Here is a 22,071-nt window from a genome sequence, read left to right as displayed (position 1 = left end):
TCTCTATATCATCGTTTCCAATTATTACCAAATGATTTCATGTCGATCCAAAATAATTTGGATCGTTATTTGGATCGACTTGGATCGAAGAGAATAAAGTTAATATGAAGAAAACTGTATTTAGAGATTCTTATATCAATGGTTTAAAACCCAAAGATAAGACTTATCGTGAAACCGAAGGAAATGGCTTTTATATTCGCGTAACGCCCCAAGGGAAGAAAGCTTGGCTATATCGTTATTACTATGCCGAGAAGGATCATAGCATCACGCTAGGCTACTATCCTGCAATGAGCTTAGGGCAAGCACGAACAGCTTATCAAGCACTCTTTGATCTTTGGCAATCAGGCGTTGATCCCAAAGCTCATTTAGCCAAACTTGATGAGGCTAAAACTAACACCGTTAAAAAGCTTGTTTTAGGATGGTATGAAAATTACATCCAAAAGGAACGCAAGCAGCCTCAACAGATTAAACAACTCATTGATGCAGATATTATTCCTTTACTGGGCGACATTGAATTAGCCAAGCTTTCCCCTGCCATAGTAACAACTGCGCTGGATAAAATTGTAAAACGAGGTGCTCGCGTCCATGCTAATAAAGTTTTATCAGCATTAAAACAAGCTTTTAACTACGGAGTAAGACGTGGTGCTTTAAAAGAAAATCCAGCCGTATTATTACAAGGGCGAGATATTGGTGGAATTGAGAAGCCAAGAGATCGTTATCTAACAATAGATGAAATTAAAACCTTGTTATTGTTTTTAGACAGCGACAACAGTCGCATGTCTCTACAAACAAAACTCGCCATAAAAATTATCCTACATACAGGCATTCGCTCTGGTGAACTAAGGCTCGCTACTTGGTCTGAAATTGATTATGAAAACTCACTCTGGACGATACCCAAAGAACATACGAAGCAAGATGAAATAATGCGGATTCATTTAACTGAACCTGTGAAAGCCATGTTTAAAGAGCTTCAGTCTGGTTCAAAATCTAATTTTGTGTTATCTGCTAAACAAGACACCCCGCTAAGCCCCAAAGCACTATCGCGAGCCATTAACCGTATTCAAGAGCGCGTAGGTATTCCTCATTGGACGGCACATGACTTAAGAAGAAGTTTCTGTACCCAGCTTGGGGAAACGCTTCATATTGATCCAGTAGTCATTGAGAAATGCCTAGGACATAAAATGCCTAAGATTATGGCTACTTATAATAGAAATGAGATGTTACATCAAAGGAAAGAAGCATTACATAAATGGAGCCAATATCTTAATGCACTGCTAGAGTCTAATGTTGTTTCTATAGAGACTAACCGCTTACAAAAAGTACTGGCATAACATTATAAAACGCGAAAAACATCGGATTACATAGAATTTTTTGGATGCAACAGTCAAATAATTTTTTACTGTTCCCATAGAAAGCTAGCAACTGTTCGGAATTACCGAATAGTTCGATTAATAAGGAAGCAATTGCAAGTAACAGACATCCTTCAGACTTGCTAAATTGCATATATTTTGGAGATTACCATGAATAAAGATACTGCCATCGCAATATTTAAAGACAAAACCATTCGTCGAGTTTGGCATAATAATGAGTGGTGGTTTAGTGTAATTGATGTATGTGCAGCTTTAACAGACAGCCCCGATGCGGGTGCCTATTGGCGCAAACTAAAACAACGTTTAATTGCCGAGTCAAATCAACCTGTGACATTTTGTCACGGGTTGAAATTACCTGCTCAAGACGGAAAGTTACGTGCTACTGACTGCGCAAATACTGAAGGAATGTTTCGCTTAATTCAATCTATCCCCTCGCTTAAGGCAGAGCCCTTCAAACGCTGGTTAGCAAAAGTAGGTTATGAGCGAATACAAGAAATTGAAAATCCTGAGCTTGCCCAAGAGCGTATGAAAGAGCTTTATGAACAAAAGGGCTATCCTAAAGAATGGATAGACAAACGCTTACGTGGCATAGCTATTCGTCAAAATTTAACCGATGAATGGCAAGATCGGGGACTAACTCACCAAAAAGATTACGCTATTTTAACTGCTGAAATTGCCAAAGCAACTTTCGGCATGACGCCAAGTGAGCACAAACAATATAAAAACTTACCTTCAAAATCTAATGTTAATTTGCGTGATCATATGACGGATTTAGAACTCATCTTCACCATGCTTGGGGAACAAGTCACAACGGAAATCTCCAAAACAGAAAAGCCTGAGGGAATGGTCGAAAATAAAAAAGTGGCTAAACGCGGAGGAATCGTAGCAGGAAAGGCACGTAAAGAGACAGAAAAAGAGATAGGAAAAAGTGTAGTGAGTAATGAAAATTATTTGCAGCTTGGGCAAACAAAGAAAATAACCAAGACCACTAAAACTGTGGATACTAAAGACTAAATTAAATTCATGGATTAAAATAATCTATTCAGGTCATTCGGTTTATATGAACCATTTCCATTTTGGAAAAAGTTCAAAATAAGAGCATATAAATCCAATTAATAAACTGAAAGAAAATAGCACAAGTTCCATTTTGGAAAATGTGGGTGAAAACGCAATTAAGCTTAAAAAGATAATCCTAGTCGCCACAGATAAATGGGAAAACAATTCCTCTCTACTCTCAAATGTAGCAGTAAAATTTTTAATACAGGGGATGAGACAACGATATATTATTTAAATAAGGTGTGTGATTCATAGACATCATTTCAATTAATTGCTAGATTTACCGGGTTATGAAAAAGCAAATTAAAGCTAGGTTAACTTGGGTAAACCTATATCTTGACACTAAAGATGCGGGATACGTTTGCCGTAAATGTGGTATTTCTCGTCCTACCCTGAGAAAGTGGTACAAACGTTATTTAGAAGCTGGTATTGATGGATTAAATGATCAAAGCAAAAAGCCTCATTTGTCACCAGCTAAGAAGTTAAATTCAGAACTGATTAAACTCATTCTTGATTTGCGTATCGGTCGTAATTTGGGCGCCAGGCGGATCCAACCTGAATTGATTAGATTGCATAACTGTTCGCTTTCTTTGGCGAGCATTCATAAAGCGTTAACTAGCAACCAAGCACAACCAATAAAAAAACTTAAACGAAAAAAGAAATTTAAGCGTTATAGCCGTCCTATTCCTGGTGAGCGTATCCAGATGGATACCTGCAAAATAGGACCGGAATTTATCAATATACTGCTGTTGATGATTGCTCTCGTTGGCGTGTACTAGAGATTTACAAACGCCGTACAGCCACTAACACACTACATTTCTTAGACTTGGTTCTGGAGCAATTCCCTTTCCCTATACAGCGTATTCAAACGGATAGAGGATTAGAATTTTTTGCCGAAAAAGTTCAGCTAAAAATGATGGGGCTAGGTATTAAATTTAGACCCAATAAGCCAGCTTCTCCTCATTTAAACGGCAAGGTAGAACGATCGCAAAAAACTGATCTTGAAGAGTTTTACGCTATTACAGACTTATCTGACTTCGAAGCTCTCAGAGAAGAGCTGGCTCAATGGCAATTTTTTTATAACTGGCAGCGTCCGCATGGTTCACTAAAAGGGAAACCACCCTCGGCTATCGTGGCTGAATTAAGCGAAATAACCCCTTTCAGCGAGGAAGTTAGTAATAACTACAAAATAGACAATGAGCGCATTCAAATAGCTAACTACCATACTGATTTAATTATGAAAAAATTGAAATGATCTCTATGAATCACACAAATAAGGTATTGTATAGTGAATAAAATGCTTTTATAACGTCCGGATAAATCGCATGCATATAAGAAACGCTAAAAACAATGACTGCTTTAAAATATATATCTGACACTGGTATTTATTTCAATCATTTCATCAGCATACATTCCGTCTTATTCGAGTCGAGGTTAGTTAAAAACTTCCTGGTAATGAGCAGCATTCTCCACACTATGCGCCAATACTTCCTTGGCGATTGTTTTGAGCGCCCCAGGAAGTTTTTTCACTTGATCTGGATTGTTTCTCAGATAATGTGTTACCTCATCATTAGTTCCCAACGATTGTATGTCCTGATACATTTTTGAAACGCCAGAATCCTTAAATAATCTAAATCTATCATAGTTGTTTATATTCCAGATATCTAATGATTCTTTAAACGTCTCTACATACTGATCCCTCGATCTGGTGTAGACGCTAGTATAATTTTTTGATTTGGCAATGTCCTTATGGGCACTGTCTGTCCATGATTTTAAAATCAAATCCTCAATGTCATTAAAAGTCCTGTACAAACGACTCTGTCCGCTAAAAAGGAATCTGGGAAAGAGTTGTTGCGAGGCTCTTTCGCTATCCCTGATCATAAGGGTCCGTTTTATGTTTCTCACCTTGTCCATCAGCTCTTCATAACTGTTGCCTTTGTTACCAACAAGGGCCTTTAACTCATCAATTTGCTCTCTCATCTCTCTGAAGCGCTGTTTGTCTTTAAACCATAACTTATCATAGGTATTAATCTGGGCTTTTATTGCCTTATCCAGCGCCCTTCTAGCCTCTCCTTCAGGTTTTGGTTTAAATCGAGGAGGATTAGCACCAATGGTCTCTAATTCACCCATCACCTTAAGCACTTCTTGTTGTTGTGCAGATGAGAGTCCCCTGGGTTGGCTTTTGGATTGAGAGTTTTCAAGCACTTGGGAAATATGCGCTTTATAAGCGTCCAGCCCTGCTTGATATAACGCATTATTCTCGCTTCTGGAATATCCATAAGCTGGAGTACGGGATACAAAATATTCATTCTTGAGCATATTCATTAATGCTACTCTTTCATTCGTTGAATAATTCATGAATGAATTTTTAATCCATGTGTTTAAATGACTTCGGTTGTCAAAAAATAGTTTAATCATCTTTTCTTGTTCATTACTCAGAAGAGTGAGAGTGGCTAATGAACTTAAGAGAATGTCTACTTCATGTCCTTTATTGTTATCGTTTAATTTCAACAACATAGGTAATCTAATAGGATCTTTGTTGAAAGCAGCTCGTACCACTCTTAACGAAGTATTCGTATCCTTTATATTCTCAAGTAGGGCAAATATAGATTGGAAGGTTTTCTCTTCTTCTTCCCCATCACCTGATTTCGTCATATAAGTAATTAATGGTTTTATCGCCAACAGGTTTTGGGCATGCTGTGGATATGTTTTTGAGAAATAAAGCAGGTGCTGCATCTCTGCAAAGGATAGAGAAGCCAGGATGTCATAACATACTTTGTCTTTTTCAACGATTTGTGCTTCCAGCAGATTCTTAATACCTATAATAGCGATCACTTGTTCTTCAGAAGACAACGCTTTATAGAAGTCAGAATCCAGATATTTAACAAACACGGGAGCAAGGAAGAGCCAATCTTTCTCGTGGTCTGGAAAATTGTGAACCAGGCTTAATAAGTAATGAATATCTTTTGTAGAATATTGAGCGAGATGGTCGTTTATACTTTCAGAATTTATTTTATCAAGTAGTATCTTTATGTTATTAAATTCCGTAGCAAATTCAAAATCATTGCTTAGTAAATAAGGACCAAATAATTGCATAGTGCTATCGAATTTATGTTTTTCATTAGAAAATAAATTCTTTAATCCTGCCAGTACTTTATTATATTCTGCAATTTTTACTTGCTTTTTGATTTTTAAACGCTTAGGAAAGAATTCGTTTAAAAAGTCTTGAGAGTCCGCAATTAATTCAGGTTGTAACTTCAAAATTGCATTTAATCGGGCAACAAACTCTTTACCTTCCGTAGCAAGAATTTGTTCAATTAAAGGCAACAACCCAACAACGCGTAGATCTGAATTGCTCATATTGTTCCATAGTGCATCCAGTTCTTTGATGGCGCCTCGTGGTGCTTCATACTCTTTTTTCATTTTCTCAATGAGACGCTTCAACACATTTAAATGTGCGGGAGCTTTTAAGTTTTCACCAATCTCAGCCAATCTCTTTAATAACGCAACATTGGATATTCCGGATCGTTCTAATATTACTTCGTATTGAGCTAATAAACGTTTGCGATGCTCCGGTTGATTCTCCATTGCACGCACAAATTGATTAAATAATTCGCTATATACTTGTTCGTTTTCCTTCACATCAATGAAGCGGTCAAGAAAGTTTTTGATAGCAAGCAGATGATCCGCTTCCAGATAAACCTTTTCTGTAAAACAGGATACGGGTAAAGTTAACAGGCTATCTCGAATAACCGGATTATTCCAAAATGAAAGACTCAAATCAGGATTAGCCGCACTGTACTGAAGCATCGGTAAGATTTGTTCTATATATTCTTTCCCACTATATTTAGGATTTAAAATATACTCCAGGGTCAGATTACTTGCTCGATGATCCATTCCCAATAAGGATTGGTGGAGTATTTTTTCTTGTTGGGTGTTTAATTCAAATTTGAAATCGGATAACTTTTCAATCTTCCTGCTTGCACGTAATTCAGTAATTTGTTCTACCGCCTTGCGTTCTTTTATAAGGCTGGCTACTTGTTTTTGAAAGGTAGCAAACTGTAAAGTGGGCGTGTTCTCATAGATCTGTAACAAGGCTTCCATTTGCAGTTCAGTCATCTTGCTCATATCGATAATAAGTTGATTCCAGGATTTGAAATCTTCTGGTAAATCCACGATTCGGAGTGCCAGGCTTTGAGCCGCAATTGACAATTGATTTTTTTGTTCTTCCGCAGGGGAGTCCAGAGTAAACTTTGGCTGATTAGGGACATCTACCTCGATGCTAAATCCTTCGGTATCTTTAAACAGGGAGTCAAGCCTTGCATTTCTTTCACAACTCTGCCCTATAAATGCTTGTAACGCTCTAATGCATGCCTCTGGATTATCTTTGTAGTGTGTTTGAATTTCTAGCCATTTCTTTTCCAGGTCATTTAAATAATTTGCAAAATCTTTAATTGATTGATCTTTCTTTTGAGTATCAGTCCGACCTATTTTATTGATTCCTTCAGAAGACAGTTTGGCCTTCGTTTCATGATAGAAGCGGGACAAATAATTATCTTTTGCAACGCTATACTCTCTAAGACGTAACAACAAATTAAATTTATCATTGGGTTTGTATGCGGAGAAATCAGGTACTTCATCTTCATTAAATGCGTCCTGCAAAGGATGGTCAACCCGCTTCAGCTCCTCTACAACACCTGCGAGCAAATTGGATTCAGCCAAAAACTGATTCCATACCAGAAGTTCATCATCAATTTCTTTAGTAAGGTAGTACTGAAGAACCTCACCTTCTTCCCCGTTACGTGCTGTTCGACCTCCTTTTTGCCCTAAATCGTTTTCATCTTGTACGGAACCTAAGATTACTGTTTCAACACCTACGTTATCACCACGTCCAAAACCTGCCGCGATGAGAACAACCCCTCGTTCTTTCTGTCCTAAATAATCGCCTTCCCTCTGTTTTTTACGCCGTAAAATTTCTGCTGGTGATTCATGCGATTCATTGGTGTAAGAAAGAAAGTATTGATTATATTCGTCTTCAGTAAAATATTTTTTAATGGCAGTGGTCATTTTGAGTACTTCCGCATCCGTAGCGCAGCACCATAAAATGGATTTTTTCTCACGAATTCGTTGCTTGATATCGGTTGCTAACTGTTCTAAACGAGCCTCCTGGGCCTTTTCCGTATTCTTATTGTCAAAAAACTGAGGTGCAGGCCATTTCCGCAAATCTTTTTGATTGGTGGGTACATGAAGTACGGCCGTATGGTACTCTTCGTTTAGCTCATTGGATTGCGATGAAGAGATTGTTCCCGTAAATCCTTCCCAATGTCCCCATAAAGTTTTTAATCGCTGAGAAAAAACTTGAGAACTAATGATATTACTCTCAGGATGGACATGATAATTTTGCGGCTCATCTTTTAATGCGGCTTGTTCATTTAGACGTGCAGCAAGAAGTTGATGTACCCCATGGCTGAATGAAGAACCTACCGCAGCTTGCATATCTTTTGTGAGTGGATATATTTCTCGTAAAGGAAATTCTTCTTCACCCACTTTTACCTGTTCCAGGCGGACCGTGTACTGAACACCGAATTGCAATGTTGCCGCCTCATGGGTTGATTGCAACCAACTCAGTAACTCCATAGGACTCAAGTTTTCCAAATAGAGTAAGCCCTCTTCATTTGCCTGTTCTGCTAAAAATGCAAAACACGCCGTAATCACATGGATATTAAGAGGGTTATCTTTTGGATTGTTTTTGAGTTCATCCGGTAAATTATCATAAAACTCATTAAGACCTCGATAAAACCAGGCCATTTCTTTAGGAGTCACCCCTGTGTGGCGAGCATAGTTAAACTGAGTTTTTTGACCTTCATAATAGAGAAAGTCAAACTCATCGCCCAAGCCTACACGATTTGCTTTATCAATAAGGATTGGTTTGCCCTGGCTTGCTTGCTCATCAAGAAATAAAGACAAATCGCCTGGAGTAGTATAAACCACTTGAGCATTGACATAGGTATCATGTTTAGAGCGCGCTTCTACATTAGTAGTGGAAATACCAAGAAAATCAAAAAATGGTTTGTAATCGAGCAAATCACGCTCTGCCAGGCTCCATTTGGCAGTACACACATCCACTTTTTTACCTAATCCTGCATGACGGGCTGCGCGCAGGGCAACGAAATGGCTTTTTCCTTCTCCTGTTTTTAATTGTAAAATACTGGATGGATCTTCGGGAAGTAATAAATCATTAGCGATCAAAGCAAACTGTTGCGCTAAATGAGCGTACTTGCCGGTTGTACGACCTAAAACTTCAAATAAAATGGCCCAAACCTGGGTTTTTATTTGCGTGTTATTGGGATCTTCATTCGATTTTTCAGAGCACTTCCTGAATCCTTCTTTTAATTCTTCCTCAGACATTTCGCCAATTGGCTTTTCATAACCGGCTATTTTAGAAACGCCTTGCTCAAGTTGTTTCAAGTATTGAAACATGAGAGTGAGCTGAATTCCTGATTGAGCGTCTAAAGGTTTTACTTCCTTGCCTCGAGTGACATAGGTTAATTGAAGCATTCTGGTTAAATCTGCTTCTCGTGTACTGGATAAGTGTTGATAATCTTGCCTGAATGTTGATTGTTCCTTTGTCAGAAAATCCCCAATAGCTTTATCGAATGGTCGAAATTCTTTATTTTTAATGAAGGTTAATAAATTTCGGGTATCAGGTGCAGGCTTGCCTGGATAATTTTGGGCGAGCGCATTAAGTTCCTCTTTTGATAATTTTGATAAACGAGTTATTAATTTAACTGCTTTAGGATAATCCCCTTTTAAATAATCTCCTTGAGGCACTGTCGGGTACTGATTCGAAGAAAAACTACTCCAGGCAGCAATGTGTAACACTAATGCTTTCTTGTCGGCATCTATCTTTTCTAAAGCGAATTGTGCCTCAAGCTCCGGATGCCTGGTTAATGTTTCAATCCATAACTGGCTCGTTGCTTTCCAATCTTCATCGCGTATGGGGGCATGATTCAGGCGAATGAAATCAGTGCATTGTTTAAAGATGGAATTAAACAGTTCTGGAGGCTTCTTGCTACTTAACAAACGGGCTAAAATAACTTCACGAAGACCATCATAATCTTTATGAGTTAAGCTTGTGACAAGAGAAGTAATGAATCCTGGCTCTTCACTTGTTCGAATTGCCAATCGAGCCAAATTCGCCTGTTGTACTCGATCAAAGCTTTCTGCTTTTGATAGAATTAATCCAAAAACACTCTTCCATTTTTCTTTTTTATCAAAATCAGACTGTACTTCATCGATAGTTCCAGGAATAAAAGGACTGTTTGGCTCAGTCAATATCGCCTCTAGAATACTAATAGGAAAACTGGAAGTACTGTCTTGAGGTTGCAAGCTACGTAAAAGTCCATCGAAATAACTGGATGTCCAAACGCCTTTATCATGCTTTTCCAGTACTTTTTCAAGGGTGGATAGCAGCGGTTCCACTTCATTGATATAGGTTTTGTTCAGCAGCAGCCTTTTGAAAAACTCAACAACAGGTTTTAATTGTTGATTGACCAACTGGGCCTCAGAAACAGCAATTTTGCTGGTAAAGAATTTGCTCAATCGGCGATGGTGTTCTGCAAAGAGTTTATCAAGTCCTAAATGATTGAGATCGTCCTCCTTAACAACTCTATAATCGCCGGCAATAGAACTCTTAAAACTCAACCCATAGGTGGTTTTTAATTGCTGCATCAATTGCTTGCGCTTCTCTGCAATCTCTAAAGGATGAGCATCCATTTGTTGAATGCCATCAAGAATGGTTTGCCAAATTACTTTTCCTATACCTGGATTATCCGGTAAGGTATCTGTATCTAATGAAAGTAATTGGTTGGAAAGAATAAGCAATTCCTTACTTGTCACCCTTTTCACTGCTTTGGTCACTTCAAAAAAGGTGTTTAACTCCGCTTCGGATAGTTCATAAACGGTAGCCAACAATAATCCTTGCTCCAAATGTTTGTGTTGTTTTGGGGCTTTTTCAAATAAGGTGAAAAGGCGCGCCAGATTTTCCTCTCTAATATCCTCTTGCAGTATATTGAGGCATTCAAAAAAGATAGTATTGTCAGGATATTTCTTAAGAATATCTTTAAGTGTTGCTGCATGCTCTCCCAGTAACCCGAAAATTTCTAAAGGAAAACGTCGATAGGATTGATGCGTTTCATAAAAAATATGATAGAAGTGTCTGGCAACATCATTCAAAATAGGCTGGTTTTTACCCGTGTTAAAAAAATCAAGTAATTGCTGAGCGTCGGGCCATTCAGTATGCGAAGCCCAAATTAATTCAGGTCTTGATAGTTGTGCCTCACTCAATACCCTGTAATTCTCTGGCTTAATATGGTTTTTGGAAGCTAAAGCACGATGGGTATGAAGCGGCTCCTGCCAATCATCAGTAAATAATTTGTCCATCGGCGGACTGTAGGTTGGACTTCCATTTTGAAACTCAGCAAGTTGAAGGGACTTATCCATGAGGACAAAACCCTCATGACATACGGCATAAGGTACGCCTCCCTCGGTTAAATCAGAATGAGGAAGCGTCTTGATAAACTGTATTTGTAACCCCAGGCTTGGAATATTTTCCAATGATTTTAAAATGCGTTCAAAACAAGGAAATAGATTTTGCCTCTGAGGCGTTAATGAAGCTAAAAGTTCTGGTGTTAATTCTTTTTCTAAGCCCATATCCTTAATGCGGCTATAAAAATAATTAAATCCTTTCCATAAAGTAGAAATATCTTCCCATCCGGCAGCCTGCATCTGCATATCAAGGAATTGTAGAAAGAGGTCTTTCTGACCGCTTTTATCCCTTGATAATTGCGCTAACATAGCATCAAAAGTATTTAAGGAGGACTCTTGTAATAATGGAGAATAAGTAGTGCAGTAAACAAGATAATTTTTACCAAAATCAGCCAGGAAATTTTTACCTAAGCGATCTTGCATGGTTAATAAAAGATTAGCAAACCGTTCTAAACCATAATTGCCGTAGCGAGAATAGATTTGCCCCAAACCTTTTATAGCAATAAAATCTTTATTTCTTGTTAAAAGATCAACTATACGTTCTTTTTGTACCGCCTGATCCTTCTCTGTGTAAATGCTTTGTATTAATAAGCCAATAGCTTTTTCTTGGGATAATTTTTCAGGTCGTTGAGAAAACCATTCCATTATATCCTGATCACGAATGGATGATCTGAAGCCTGCGTAAAATAGCTCCCAATTGTTTATAACCCATGTTCTGTTGTCTTCTTTCTTTAGAAAAAGTCGCCAGTGGCTGGATAATTGGTTTCCATGCCACAAAGCGTCTAACCTTAACTCACGTTCTTTCTTAGGTAACTCAGGCTGCATTTCAGCCAATAATTGTATTTGTTGCAGCAAATCTGGCAGACGAGGCTTATCAACCGTATTAAACTGTCGATAATCGCCTAAAATGCGTTCGACTTGTGGAATAGAAGTGGCTAATTCTAAAGTCAAAGGATTATGCTCGGTTGTATAGCCTAAAGTGGGTTTGTATCCTAAAACCAGTTCTCCAGATCCCAGGCGTTGAGTATAAAAGCCCCGAGGCAAATTGGATACATTCAAGCCTCCTGATAATTGACGATGGTATGTCAACAGCATTTGCACTGCATGGGGTGTCATTTTTTGAATAATATGTTTTGCTGGAACTTCAGGATTGGCGTTTACCCAAGTATGGAAAAAGGATTGCAAAATTTTTTCATCAGGTGTTCCTAAGGACGCCTTCCTGACGTCAACAGGATAATCGATGTTTAGTTCCCGATAATACTTTTCCATCTCATCATGAATGTTAGTGTAATCAATCAATAAAGGGGGCAAAACATCTTCATACGCAGTCCCTTGTTCCATTTCATTTTCTAAAGAGCGGCTTCTTTCTTGGTTTATTTGCTGTTGCTGTTGCATTTGTAGAGCAATGCCGCCAGTGCGCGTCAGTGATAACGGTTGCCCACCTAATGTTTTATCATATTCTTTTCCAAATTTTCGAACCAAGGCATCATATTCAAGACCTTTTCTGCCTTTTATTTGGACTTCTTTTCCATGCTCTTCAATTGCTTCAGCTACTTGTGATGTTACTTTAAAGTGGTTGATCTTCAACAAATCTTCATCACACTTCTTACGCGCCCTCCGAACCAGGATATTATTTAAGTCACTATAACGATCATAAATTTTTGCCAAGTGAGGATTACTGGAAGGTTTTTCTAATTCAGGGATATGAATGGGGCAGGTCCAGTTCTCATTGTGTTGGGCGCGGTTAATTACTTCTAATAAAAAAGCGCTTAACGCATCCCTATGTTCTGGAGTGGTGCAATCCGTTAAACTGATTTTGTCAAAATAATTGAGTTCATTCAATTGCTCTAACAAATCAGCAATTTCTTCATTTGCGCCTGGAACGAAAGAAAATTGAAATTGTTTAAAAGGGAAGTATTTTTCTTCTCGTAGATGTTCAACTAAAATTCGTGTATAGGCTTTAACTTCTTTTCCAGGGCATCCGGCATAAAAAACAGGGGGAGTCTCTGTTTTGCGAAGCAGTTTGTTGAATTCCGATTTTAACTCGCCTTCGTTATTTGAAAGATATTCTAATAAAGGTTTTAAGCCATGTAGACCCATCTCCCTGACACAACGTTTAAATTCCAAAACATCTTGTTTATCCGACAGCAAATCAGGGGATTGTTTTAAATAAGCAAGCCAATATTCCGCAGATACAGTCCAGAATTCATCAAGCAAAGGAGATAGATATCCATTCATGGAGAGCCAGCGATTACGGGCAAAAATATGCTGTAGACTCTCATTGATAAGTTTTAAAGACGTGTTATTGGCGGGATTTTCAAAACGACAAACAAAAGGATTACGCTGCATTAAATAACAAATCAGATTTTGTTCTTTTTTGTGTAGTTGATATTTTTCAGGTAATCTAATAATTAAATTCTTTTCTTTTGCGCACGCACGAAAGGTATTAAGGACAAAACAGGTGGCCAGATCATGTATTGAGAATTGTGAATGGCAGCTATGCTGAGTCAACTCTTTTTGTATTGCCCAACGCGCTGTAACACCATGAGGTTGATAAATTTGTATAAACTGCTCAAAGTCGATCCCATCCGGGACGTCCAATCGCACAGTATTATTTTTGCGATCTGTTTTTAAAAGATAAAATATAGATTCTGTTGGAAGGTTTTCATAATGCCAGTCTTTAAGGTATTGAGAGGATAACATGCGATCAAGGGCTAAATAAAAAGAGCGCATTTGTAGATGTTTATTCTCATCAAAGTCTTCATCATTCTGTTTGGGAGTATTCAAATCGAGGAGACGGAACTGTTCGTTTTCTGGATAAAATCGAAGAACATGCGTTTTAAAATATTCCCAGTTATAATTAGGGCGTGCATTATAAGGTGAATAGTTAGTGAACCAAATCCACTCTACTAACAGGGAAAAATAATCTGCTTCAGTTGATAATCCTGCACCGCAAGAGTCAACTTCCTGGGCATATTCAGAACATGCGCGTATGCCTGAAGACATTGATAAAGCAGCTGTACCTCCTTTTATTACAGGATGCTCTTTTCCCTTAAAAAAGCGGTCGATTATCTTAAGCTTATCATCCTCTGCTATCGGTGACTCACTATAAAGATAAGGCTTGTCTTCTTTGTAATAAAGCAAAATCCATTGCGATAACCCTTTATTGTCACCTTTTGAGCTACGAATATATAAAGAATTTTCTTTATTTATCCTGGTTGTATCAAGATAATCCAAATGTTCTAACTCAATTACCTTTGGTGTAGTCTTAATTCCCCATCTAACCGTTGTTGCCTGTGCCGAACGGCACATATCCAGCGTGGTAAATGCATAATTTTTCAACACGCTTATCTTATCTAAGTCGGAATCCAGTTTTTGTGCCCCAAATTTTTCTTTAAACCCTATTTCTTGAGTACAAAATGGTGGAACAGTATAATTTTCTAAACTCCATTCAGGAGAATTTATTGTGTGATAGATAAAGGGGAGTAATATTTCACTCACTTCACCAGGGTCGAATCCATCCCCACTGTTATGAATGCAATTCTCGAAAAAGTCGACATAAGAACCTTGCCATCCACCAGAGGTGATTGCTCGCTCCAGTTCCTCCAGATTAAATAAATGCTTACATTGGGTATCCAATACTTCAAGGATAGGCCCTATATTTCTATGTTGACCTTTATAACTGGCATATAGAGATGGAAATCGATTTTCGCAAGGATGAGGCATTTTACTTAACCATGTTGATTATAAAAATTACATTAATAGAGTAGATTTTTTAGAAAGTGATTAAATGCTTTTTTCTTCGCAGCTACTATAACCCTTTTTCTTAAGCATCATGCTCCATTATTGCTCATAATAATGTCCTGATGGATAATACTACATTAACCATTGTTGAGCAAATATAAGATTATGTGGGTCATTATAGATCATTGTGATTAATGGACTATTATATTGGGGCATTAGTCGATCAAAAAAAGTAAACACCTCTCATTTTTGAACACTAAAGATTACGTCCTGTGCTTTATGTACAGCATTCCCTACGATCTCGAATAGAGATCGAAGCTGGATTTCGCGCATACAGCCTGAGTGATTTTATCACTTTTTGTACACATGGCAGGTAATTGATTTATATGAAGCTCTTTGGACTTTCTGTGATTTTTATTCATGTCATCCCCTGCGAAGACGGAGATCTTCTCTCAAGCAAAGTGATGAGGTAAGTTGAGAATAGATTCCTGTCTCACGGGAATGACTCAAATAATATTGATGTCATCCCCGCGAAGCTGGAGGACGTTCATTAAACTTAAATTAATTCAAAGAAGCAATATCAATTACGAAACGATAACGAACGTCGCTTTTTAATACCCGTTCATAGGCTTCATTTACTTTTTGAATGGGAATTAATTCAATATCTGCGGTGATACTGTGTTTCCCGCAGAAATCGAGCATTTCTTGTGTCTCTTCGATGCCGCCAATCAAGGAGCCTGCGAGACTACGGCGTCCCATTACGAGTGGAAAAGCACCTAAAGGCACTTTTTCTTCGGGAACGCCCACAACAACCATTGTTCCATCGCGTTTTAATAACGTTAAATACTGTCCCCAATCGATTCCTGTAGAAACCGTGCAAACGATCAGATCAAAAGTATTAGCGAGCTTTGTAAACGTTTCCGGGTCAGATGTGGCATAAAAATGATTGGCTCCCAGACGCTTCCCGTCGGCTTCTTTTTTAAGAGAATGACTCAGTACGCTAACGTCAGCACCCATCGCATGCGCAATTTTAACGCCCATATGCCCCAGCCCACCTAAACCTACAATCGCTACTTTTTTATCAGGGCCAACTTGCCAATGACGTAAAGGCGAATAAAGAGTAATCCCTGCGCACAACAAGGGGGCGGTGGCATCCAAAGGTAAATTTTCAGGAAGACGCAATACATAATTTTCATCGACTACAATTTGCGTTGAATAACCACCAAAAGTGGGACTTCCGTCATATTCCTTACCGTTGTATGTGTTAATCATGCCTTGAGCGCAATATTGTTCCAAACCTTTCTGGCAACTGTCACAATGACGACAGGAATCGACAAAACAACCCACGCCTACTCGATCCCCCTCTTTAAATTTTGATACTTTCCCCCCGGTTTGTTTTACTATTCCTACAATTTCATGTCCCGGTACCATGGGGAAAAGTGAACCTCCCCATTCATCACGTGCCTGATGAATATCAGAATGACAGATTCCACAATAACGAATATCAATTAAAATATCGTGTTCGCCTACAGAGCGTCTTTCGAAGGAATAGGGTTTTAAAGGTGCTTTGGCAGTTTCAGCAGCATAACCTTTGACGGGAATCATATTGATTATCCTTAATTTAATGATTTGCCATCCATAGTAAGCCCTAAACTATTTTTTTGCAAAAGCTGACGGTTCCCTATCAGACAGTTTCATTTAACCCGGTCTCATAGTAGAGTATGGCCCTGTTATATAGTTGCGGGATGAGTTAATGGCAAAACTTTATTTCTATTTTGCGGCAATGAACGCGGGAAAAAGTACGGTATTGTTACAATCCAGTTACAATTATCGTGAGCGGGGAATGCAAACTTTATTACTCACGCCGGAAATCGATACACGTTATGAAAAGGGATTTATTCAATCACGTATTGGCTTGGCTGAGCAGGCACAGGTTTTTACTCCAACAGATAATCTTTATGATTGGGTTACTAATCACCTCACTCAGAAACAACATTACGGTTGTATTTTAATTGATGAGGCGCAATTTTTAACTCGTAATCAAGTCTATCAATTAACAGAAATTACTGATCAGTTAACTATTCCTGTGTTAACTTACGGTTTGCGTACTGATTTCAGAGGTGAATTGTTTGAAGGGAGTCAGTATCTGCTGGCATGGGCTGATGAATTAGTTGAAATTAAAACAATTTGCCATTGTGGTCGTAAAGCGATTATGAATTTGCGTATTAATGAGCAGGGAGAAACTGTTTCCGAGGGCGAGCAAATTTTGATTGGTGGCAATAAAGCTTATGTTTCTACCTGTCGTTTGCATTTTAAATGCCGGCAGCCCTCGCGATGAACTTTTTGAAAAAAATTGTTCAATAAAGATACCAATTAATTGTGTTTTTTGATACAATACGCGGCAAATTTTGCAACCTTAGCTAAGGAGTAAACGTTGTCTGATTCTGCCACACTGGATTCCAGGAGTGTGTTGCCTCGTAGTAACTTAATAGCGTGGGTGATTTGTCTGTCAGCGGGGTTGTTCTTTTTTTATGAGTTTTTTCAACTCAACATCTTTGATGTCATTAATCAGCCTTTGCGTAATGATTTTCATCTGGATGCGGCACAACTCAGTTGGATGTCGAGTACTTATTTATGGGCTGACCTTCTTTTTCTTCTTCCCGCAGGAATTATTCTGGACGCGTTTTCAACACGCAGGGTGATCCTGATTGCCATGTCGGTATGCATTATTGGTACTGTAGGATTTGCACTTACCGATTCGTTTATCCTGGCTTGTTTTTGCCATTTTCTTTCTGGAATCGGGAATGCATTCTGCTTTTTATCCTGTGTTGTTTTAGTATCGCAGTGGTTTCCGCCACGTCGCCAGGCTTTGGTTATTGGTTTACTGGTCACCATGGCTTTTTTAGGTGGAATGATGGCTCATACGCCTTTTGCGTATCTGAATGAATATTATGGCTGGCGGCGTTCTTTGCTGATTGACGGTGCAGTAGGTGCTATTTTATTAGTCTGGATTTATATGGTTGTGGAAGATAAACCAGACTTTCTGGCCGCCAGGAAAAAAAATGACCAGCCAGTCACTCTCCCTGCCTTTATGCGGGTATTTGTAAATCGTCAAAATTGGCTTGCCGGTTTGTATACCTGCTTTTTAAATTTACCCATCATGGTCCTTTGCGCATTATGGGGGGCCAGTTATTTACAAGTTGTTCACCATTTGTCTGAAATGGCAGCAAGCAACGTGGTAAGTCTTATCTTTATTGGCAGTATTATCGGCTGTCCGCTGGTGGGCTGGCTTTCCGACAGTCAAGGCCGCCGTAAACCTTTAATGATCCTCGGTGCAATAGCGACTCTGTTGTCAGTGGCTCCTTTATTTATGGATCTTGTCCTCTCTCAAATACAGTTAAGCGCACTCTTTTTTGCTCTGGGATTTTTTTCAAGTACACAGGTCATTAGTTATCCTCTTATTGCTGAAAGTAATTCCTCCGAAAACACCGGTGCTGCTACAGGGATTGCGTCTATTCTCATTATGGGAGGTGCTGGTGTGGGGCAGGTACTTTTCGGATTCTTAATGCAACAACACGCCGGTACTGCTCAACATTACACACGGGCTGATTTTCAATATGCAATGTGGATTTTTCCACTGACTGCAATTGTTGCTTTAATTGCGGTTTTATTAATCCGCGAAACTTACTGCAAACGTTATCTGGATTGAGGAGTTTTTTTATGCAGATGGTAGAAGAATATAAGGGAAATGAGAAATTGTCAGCTCAGTTTTTACCCTGGATAGTTTGTTTTAGTGCTTCACTATTTTTCTTTTATGAATTCATTCAAGGAAATATGTTCGCATCAATAGCTGATAATATCATGCGTGACTTTCATGTGCATGCCGATAAAATGGCTTATTTATCGAGCATTTATTATCTATCCAATGTTATTTTTCTTTTTGTTGCCGGATTGGTACTTGATAAATTCTCTACTAAAAAAACCATTCTTATTGCCATGTTGCTTTGTGTTTTAAGTACATTTGTTCTGGCGCAGGCTCAATCATTTTACGTTGCTCTATTTTGTCGCTTCATAACGGGAATAGGAAGTGCTTTTTGTTTTCTTGGTCCGGTTCGGATCGCTTCTCGCTGGTTTCCTCCTCAACGTATGGCTATGATAACCGGAGCAATTGTTACGATGGCTATGACTGGAGGTATGTTGGCCCAATATCCTCTGACCAGGCTGGTTGCACAGATTGGTTGGCGTGACGCATTGATGCAAGTGGGTTGGCTTGGCTTGATCATGCTTGTTCTGATGTGCTTTGGCATCATTGATAAAACGCAGGATTCAGGAAAAAAACTGAAGCAGAAAATTAATGTATTGGCCATGGCAAAAAAAACCTATTTTAATCCGCAGATATTGAGGGCGGCTCTTTATACCAGTTTGATGAACATGGCAATCGCAGTATACGGTGCAATGATGGGTTCACTTTATTTGGTCCAAAAAATGGGCGTTTCCAAAGAAGATGCGGCAGTAGTGAACTCCATGCTTTTTCTTGGCGCAATTATTGGGGGGCCTTTGATTGGCTGGTGTTCCGACAAATTAGGCTTGCGTCTATTACCAATGAAAGCAGGTGTATTGGCTTCTTTATTGACCATACTTATTATTCTTTTTGTCCCTGTTTCTTTACCGGAAATGAAAGTTTTATTTTTCCTGCTTGGTTTTTTTACCGCATCGCAGGTTATCAGTTATGCGTTGGTTGCAGAGAGTAGTTCCCCGTTAATAACGGCTACCGCGGTCAGTGTTGTCTCTATTTTAACCCAGGGTGGTTATGTTATTTATCAAAATTTGTTTACTATGCTTTTAGTAAAACACGGTGGAATGCAACTTTTAAATGGGGTTCCGGTGTATTCTCTGGCAGATTATCAATACGCCGCCATCATTTTCCCCGTAGGGCTAATTATAGCGTTATTCGGATTATTAGGCTTAAAAGAAACCTATTGTCGACAAGTAGAGAAATAACATGACAGGACGTGTTTGTATTTTATTAATGGATTCGTTAGGCATCGGGGCCAGCCTTGATGCACCTCGTTATGGTGATGAGGGAGCCAATACTTTAGTTCATATCTACGAAGCGTGTCAGAACAGTCTGGCTAATAAAGACGGGCTGCGTCAGGGTTTATTACAAATTCCCAATCTGGCTGATTTAGGACTCTATCATGCCGCGGTAGCCAGTTCGGGTATCCGCTTTGTGGATTTGGCAACGCTTAAAGAACCCGGTGGATATTATGGTTATGCTGTGGAACAAAGCCTTGGTAAAGATACGCCTAGCGGCCATTGGGAACTTGCAGGGGTCCCTGTGACGTTTGAATGGGGGTATTTTCCGGATCAGCAACCTTGTTTTCCACGGGCGCTTATTGATGAGTTCATCAAGCAAGCCGGTTTACCCGGCGTGCTTGGGCAAAAGCATGCATCGGGAACTGTCATTATTGACGAATTAGGTGCAGAACATCTTAAGTCCGGCAAGCCTATTGTTTATACGTCTGCGGATAGTGTGTTTCAGATTGCTGCTCATGAAACCTGTTTTGGATTAGAGCGATTGTATGAAATTTGTGAAATCGCTCGCAAGCTGGTAGACGAGTATCAGATTGGCCGTGTTATTGCCCGACCTTTTATCGGTGAAACAGGGGCTTTTACACGCACAGCTAATCGGCGGGATTATGCAACCCTGCCTCCTGCGCCCACCTTACTCGATTATTTGAAAGAAGCCGGCCGGGAAGTCATTGCAATTGGTAAAATTGCTGATATTTTTGCTCATCAGGGGCTAACCCAGACGATTAAAGCGGGTGATAACATGGCCTTATTTGATGCTACGCTTAAGGCAATGCAAACGGCACCGGCAGGGAGTTTGATTTTTACCAATTTTGTTGATTTTGATTCTTCTTATGGTCATCGACGTGATGTTGCCGGGTATGCACACGCACTTGAACAGTTTGATACGCGTTTACCTGAATTATTTGATTTGCTGGAAGCTGACGATTTGGTGGTTATTGCGGCCGATCACGGTTGTGATCCCACCTTTCCCGGTTCAGACCATACCAGAGAACATATTCCTGTGTTATTTTTTGGGCCGAAGTTCGCTAGTCAATTTATTGGAAGGCGAGATACTTTTGCTGATATTGGACAAAGTGTGGCTCACTATTTAGGAATTTCTCCCCTGGCGCATGGGGTTTCTTTTGTGGGGTAACCTGACGGAGTTACTATTCAAACTATGTTAGACTTTCTGTTCTGAAAAATAGAATCAATTAACTAATGACCTATCCTGCTTCGTTTCTTGACTATTGCGCTTCAATAAATCTGAAATTGACCTCGGTTCGTAAAGGGGTATTGTTTATTTTATGGTGTGCAGAAAAACCGTTAAAAGCTTATGAAATCCTTGATCATCTGGTGCAAATCAAGCAAAACTCAAAACCGCCCACAATATATCGCGTACTGGATTATTTTGTAGATTATGGCGTAGTACACAAAATTGAATCCATCCAATCGTATACATTGTGTCATGAACCCGCGAAGCATCGGCCCTCTGAGATCTTGATGGTATGTAGTAACTGTTATCAGGTCAGTGAATTGTATGATGATGCAATACACAATTTATTGGAAAAATTATCTCAGGCGAGTGAATTTCATCTTGGTAAGGATGCTATCGAATTGAAAGGAATATGCAGTCAATGTTATTCGGCAAACTTGATTTAATTTTTTGCCACTATTGATTTTTTCTTTCTGATCCCCATCTAAAGTTTTTCATACGGTAATCGAGGGTGTATTTTGGAACAATATCGTGGTACGACCATCCTGTCGGTCAGGCGAGGCAAGAAAGTGGTGATCGGAGGGGATGGTCAGGTGACATTGGGTAATACAGTGATGAAAGGCAATGCTCGTAAAGTGCGCCGCTTGTATAAAGATCAAGTGATTGCAGGTTTTGCAGGAGGTACAGCCGACGCTTTTACTTTATTTGAACGTTTTGAGCGCAAACTGGATATGCATCAAGGGCATTTGGTACGTGCTGCGGTCGAATTGGCTAAAGACTGGCGTACCGACAAAATTTTGCGTCGTCTGGAAGCCTTATTAGCAGTAGCAGACAGTAATGCTTCACTCATTATTACCGGAAATGGTGATGTTATAGAGCCGGAGGAGGGCCTGATTGCCATTGGTTCGGGTGGACCTTTTGCTCAGGCGGCTGCTCGCGCTCTTCTGGAAAATACCAAATTGTCTGCGGTTGATATCGTGCGTAAAAGTTTGAATATTGCAGGCGATATCTGTATTTATACCAACCATAACTTAACCATTGAAGAATTGGATAGTGACAGTGAATAAT

11 protein-coding genes and 1 pseudogene are annotated in these 22,071 nt (G+C 39.3%); 9 read left to right on the top strand and 3 right to left on the bottom strand.

The annotated features are described in order from the left end of the window. Positions 1–104: 104 nt before the first annotated feature. The 3 genes and pseudogenes from T345_RS0112380 (at position 105) to T345_RS14910 (ending at position 3,681) form a co-directional block, all read left to right on the top strand. Positions 105–1,331, top strand: coding sequence for a tyrosine-type recombinase/integrase (locus T345_RS0112380; protein ID WP_028389614.1), 1,227 nt, complete (start codon positions 105–107; stop codon positions 1,329–1,331). Positions 1,332–1,520: 189 nt separating this feature from the next. Further along, complete coding sequence (locus tag T345_RS14370; protein ID WP_051555270.1) at positions 1,521–2,384, top strand: BRO-N domain-containing protein; 864 nt, start codon at positions 1,521–1,523, stop codon at positions 2,382–2,384. Between the two features lie 332 nt (positions 2,385–2,716). Further along, positions 2,717–3,681, top strand: a pseudogene (locus T345_RS14910) (IS481 family transposase). A 179-nt stretch (positions 3,682–3,860) separates the two neighbouring features. Here the strand turns inward: T345_RS14910 and T345_RS0112360 are convergent. From T345_RS0112360 to T345_RS0112355, 3 genes are all read right to left on the bottom strand, one after another. Further along, entirely contained in the window at positions 3,861–14,699 is a 10,839-nt protein-coding gene (locus tag T345_RS0112360; RefSeq protein ID WP_028389613.1) for a hypothetical protein, read from the bottom strand. A 311-nt stretch (positions 14,700–15,010) separates the two neighbouring features. After that, positions 15,011–15,139, bottom strand: a complete 129-nt coding sequence (locus tag T345_RS15525) for a hypothetical protein (protein ID WP_278044094.1) — start codon at positions 15,137–15,139, stop codon at positions 15,011–15,013. A 139-nt stretch (positions 15,140–15,278) separates the two neighbouring features. After that, the gene (locus T345_RS0112355) at positions 15,279–16,322 is read right to left on the bottom strand and encodes an NAD(P)-dependent alcohol dehydrogenase (protein WP_028389612.1); all 1,044 of its coding nucleotides are present in this window, start codon (positions 16,320–16,322) and stop codon (positions 15,279–15,281) included. 148 nt (positions 16,323–16,470) lie between these two features. Between T345_RS0112355 and T345_RS0112350 the strand changes: the two genes are divergently transcribed. The 6 genes from T345_RS0112350 (at position 16,471) to hslV (ending at position 22,070) form a co-directional block, all read left to right on the top strand. After that, positions 16,471–17,055 carry a thymidine kinase gene (locus tag T345_RS0112350; RefSeq protein WP_028389611.1) on the top strand — a complete coding sequence of 195 codons (585 nt, stop codon included), beginning with the start codon at positions 16,471–16,473 and terminating at the stop codon, positions 17,053–17,055. A 96-nt stretch (positions 17,056–17,151) separates the two neighbouring features. After that, positions 17,152–18,426, top strand: coding sequence for an MFS transporter (locus T345_RS0112345; RefSeq protein WP_028389610.1), 1,275 nt, complete (start codon positions 17,152–17,154; stop codon positions 18,424–18,426). Between the two features lie 11 nt (positions 18,427–18,437). Beyond that, positions 18,438–19,718 (top strand): MFS transporter, encoded by a 1,281-nt coding sequence (locus tag T345_RS0112340; RefSeq protein ID WP_028389609.1) that lies wholly within the window; start codon positions 18,438–18,440, stop codon positions 19,716–19,718. A gap of 1 nt (position 19,719) precedes the next feature. Next, a complete protein-coding gene (locus T345_RS0112335; RefSeq protein WP_028389608.1) occupies positions 19,720–20,943 on the top strand; it encodes a phosphopentomutase in 1,224 nt (407 codons plus the stop codon). A gap of 65 nt (positions 20,944–21,008) precedes the next feature. Continuing rightward, a complete protein-coding gene (locus T345_RS14360) occupies positions 21,009–21,449 on the top strand; it encodes a transcriptional repressor (protein WP_051555269.1) in 441 nt (146 codons plus the stop codon). Between the two features lie 72 nt (positions 21,450–21,521). After that, on the top strand, positions 21,522–22,070 hold the full coding sequence (gene hslV / locus T345_RS0112325; protein ID WP_028389607.1) for an ATP-dependent protease subunit HslV: 549 nt from the start codon (positions 21,522–21,524) through the stop codon (positions 22,068–22,070). Position 22,071 lies beyond the last annotated feature (1 nt).

It is taken from the genome of Legionella fairfieldensis ATCC 49588 (assembly GCF_000621525.1).
Taxonomy (GTDB): Bacteria; Pseudomonadota; Gammaproteobacteria; order Legionellales; family Legionellaceae; genus Tatlockia; species Tatlockia fairfieldensis.
Note: the sequence above shows the minus strand (reverse complement) of the source record. Positions and strands in the feature narration are given on the sequence as shown.

Bases quoted from the DNA above. Each gene is read 5' to 3' on its own strand.
- T345_RS0112360 (WP_028389613.1), bottom strand. From the start codon at position 14,699: ATGCCTCATCCTTGCGAAAATCGATTTCCATCTCTATATGCCAGTTAT.
- T345_RS0112380 (WP_028389614.1), top strand. From the start codon at position 105: ATGAAGAAAACTGTATTTAGAGATTCTTATATCAATGGTTTAAAACCC.
- T345_RS15525 (WP_278044094.1), bottom strand. From the start codon at position 15,139: ATGAATAAAAATCACAGAAAGTCCAAAGAGCTTCATATAAATCAATTA.
- T345_RS14360 (WP_051555269.1), top strand. From the start codon at position 21,009: ATGACCTATCCTGCTTCGTTTCTTGACTATTGCGCTTCAATAAATCTG.
- T345_RS0112335 (WP_028389608.1), top strand. From the start codon at position 19,720: ATGACAGGACGTGTTTGTATTTTATTAATGGATTCGTTAGGCATCGGG.
- T345_RS0112355 (WP_028389612.1), bottom strand. From the start codon at position 16,322: ATGATTCCCGTCAAAGGTTATGCTGCTGAAACTGCCAAAGCACCTTTA.
- T345_RS14370 (WP_051555270.1), top strand. From the start codon at position 1,521: ATGAATAAAGATACTGCCATCGCAATATTTAAAGACAAAACCATTCGT.
- T345_RS0112340 (WP_028389609.1), top strand. From the start codon at position 18,438: ATGCAGATGGTAGAAGAATATAAGGGAAATGAGAAATTGTCAGCTCAG.
- T345_RS0112350 (WP_028389611.1), top strand. From the start codon at position 16,471: ATGGCAAAACTTTATTTCTATTTTGCGGCAATGAACGCGGGAAAAAGT.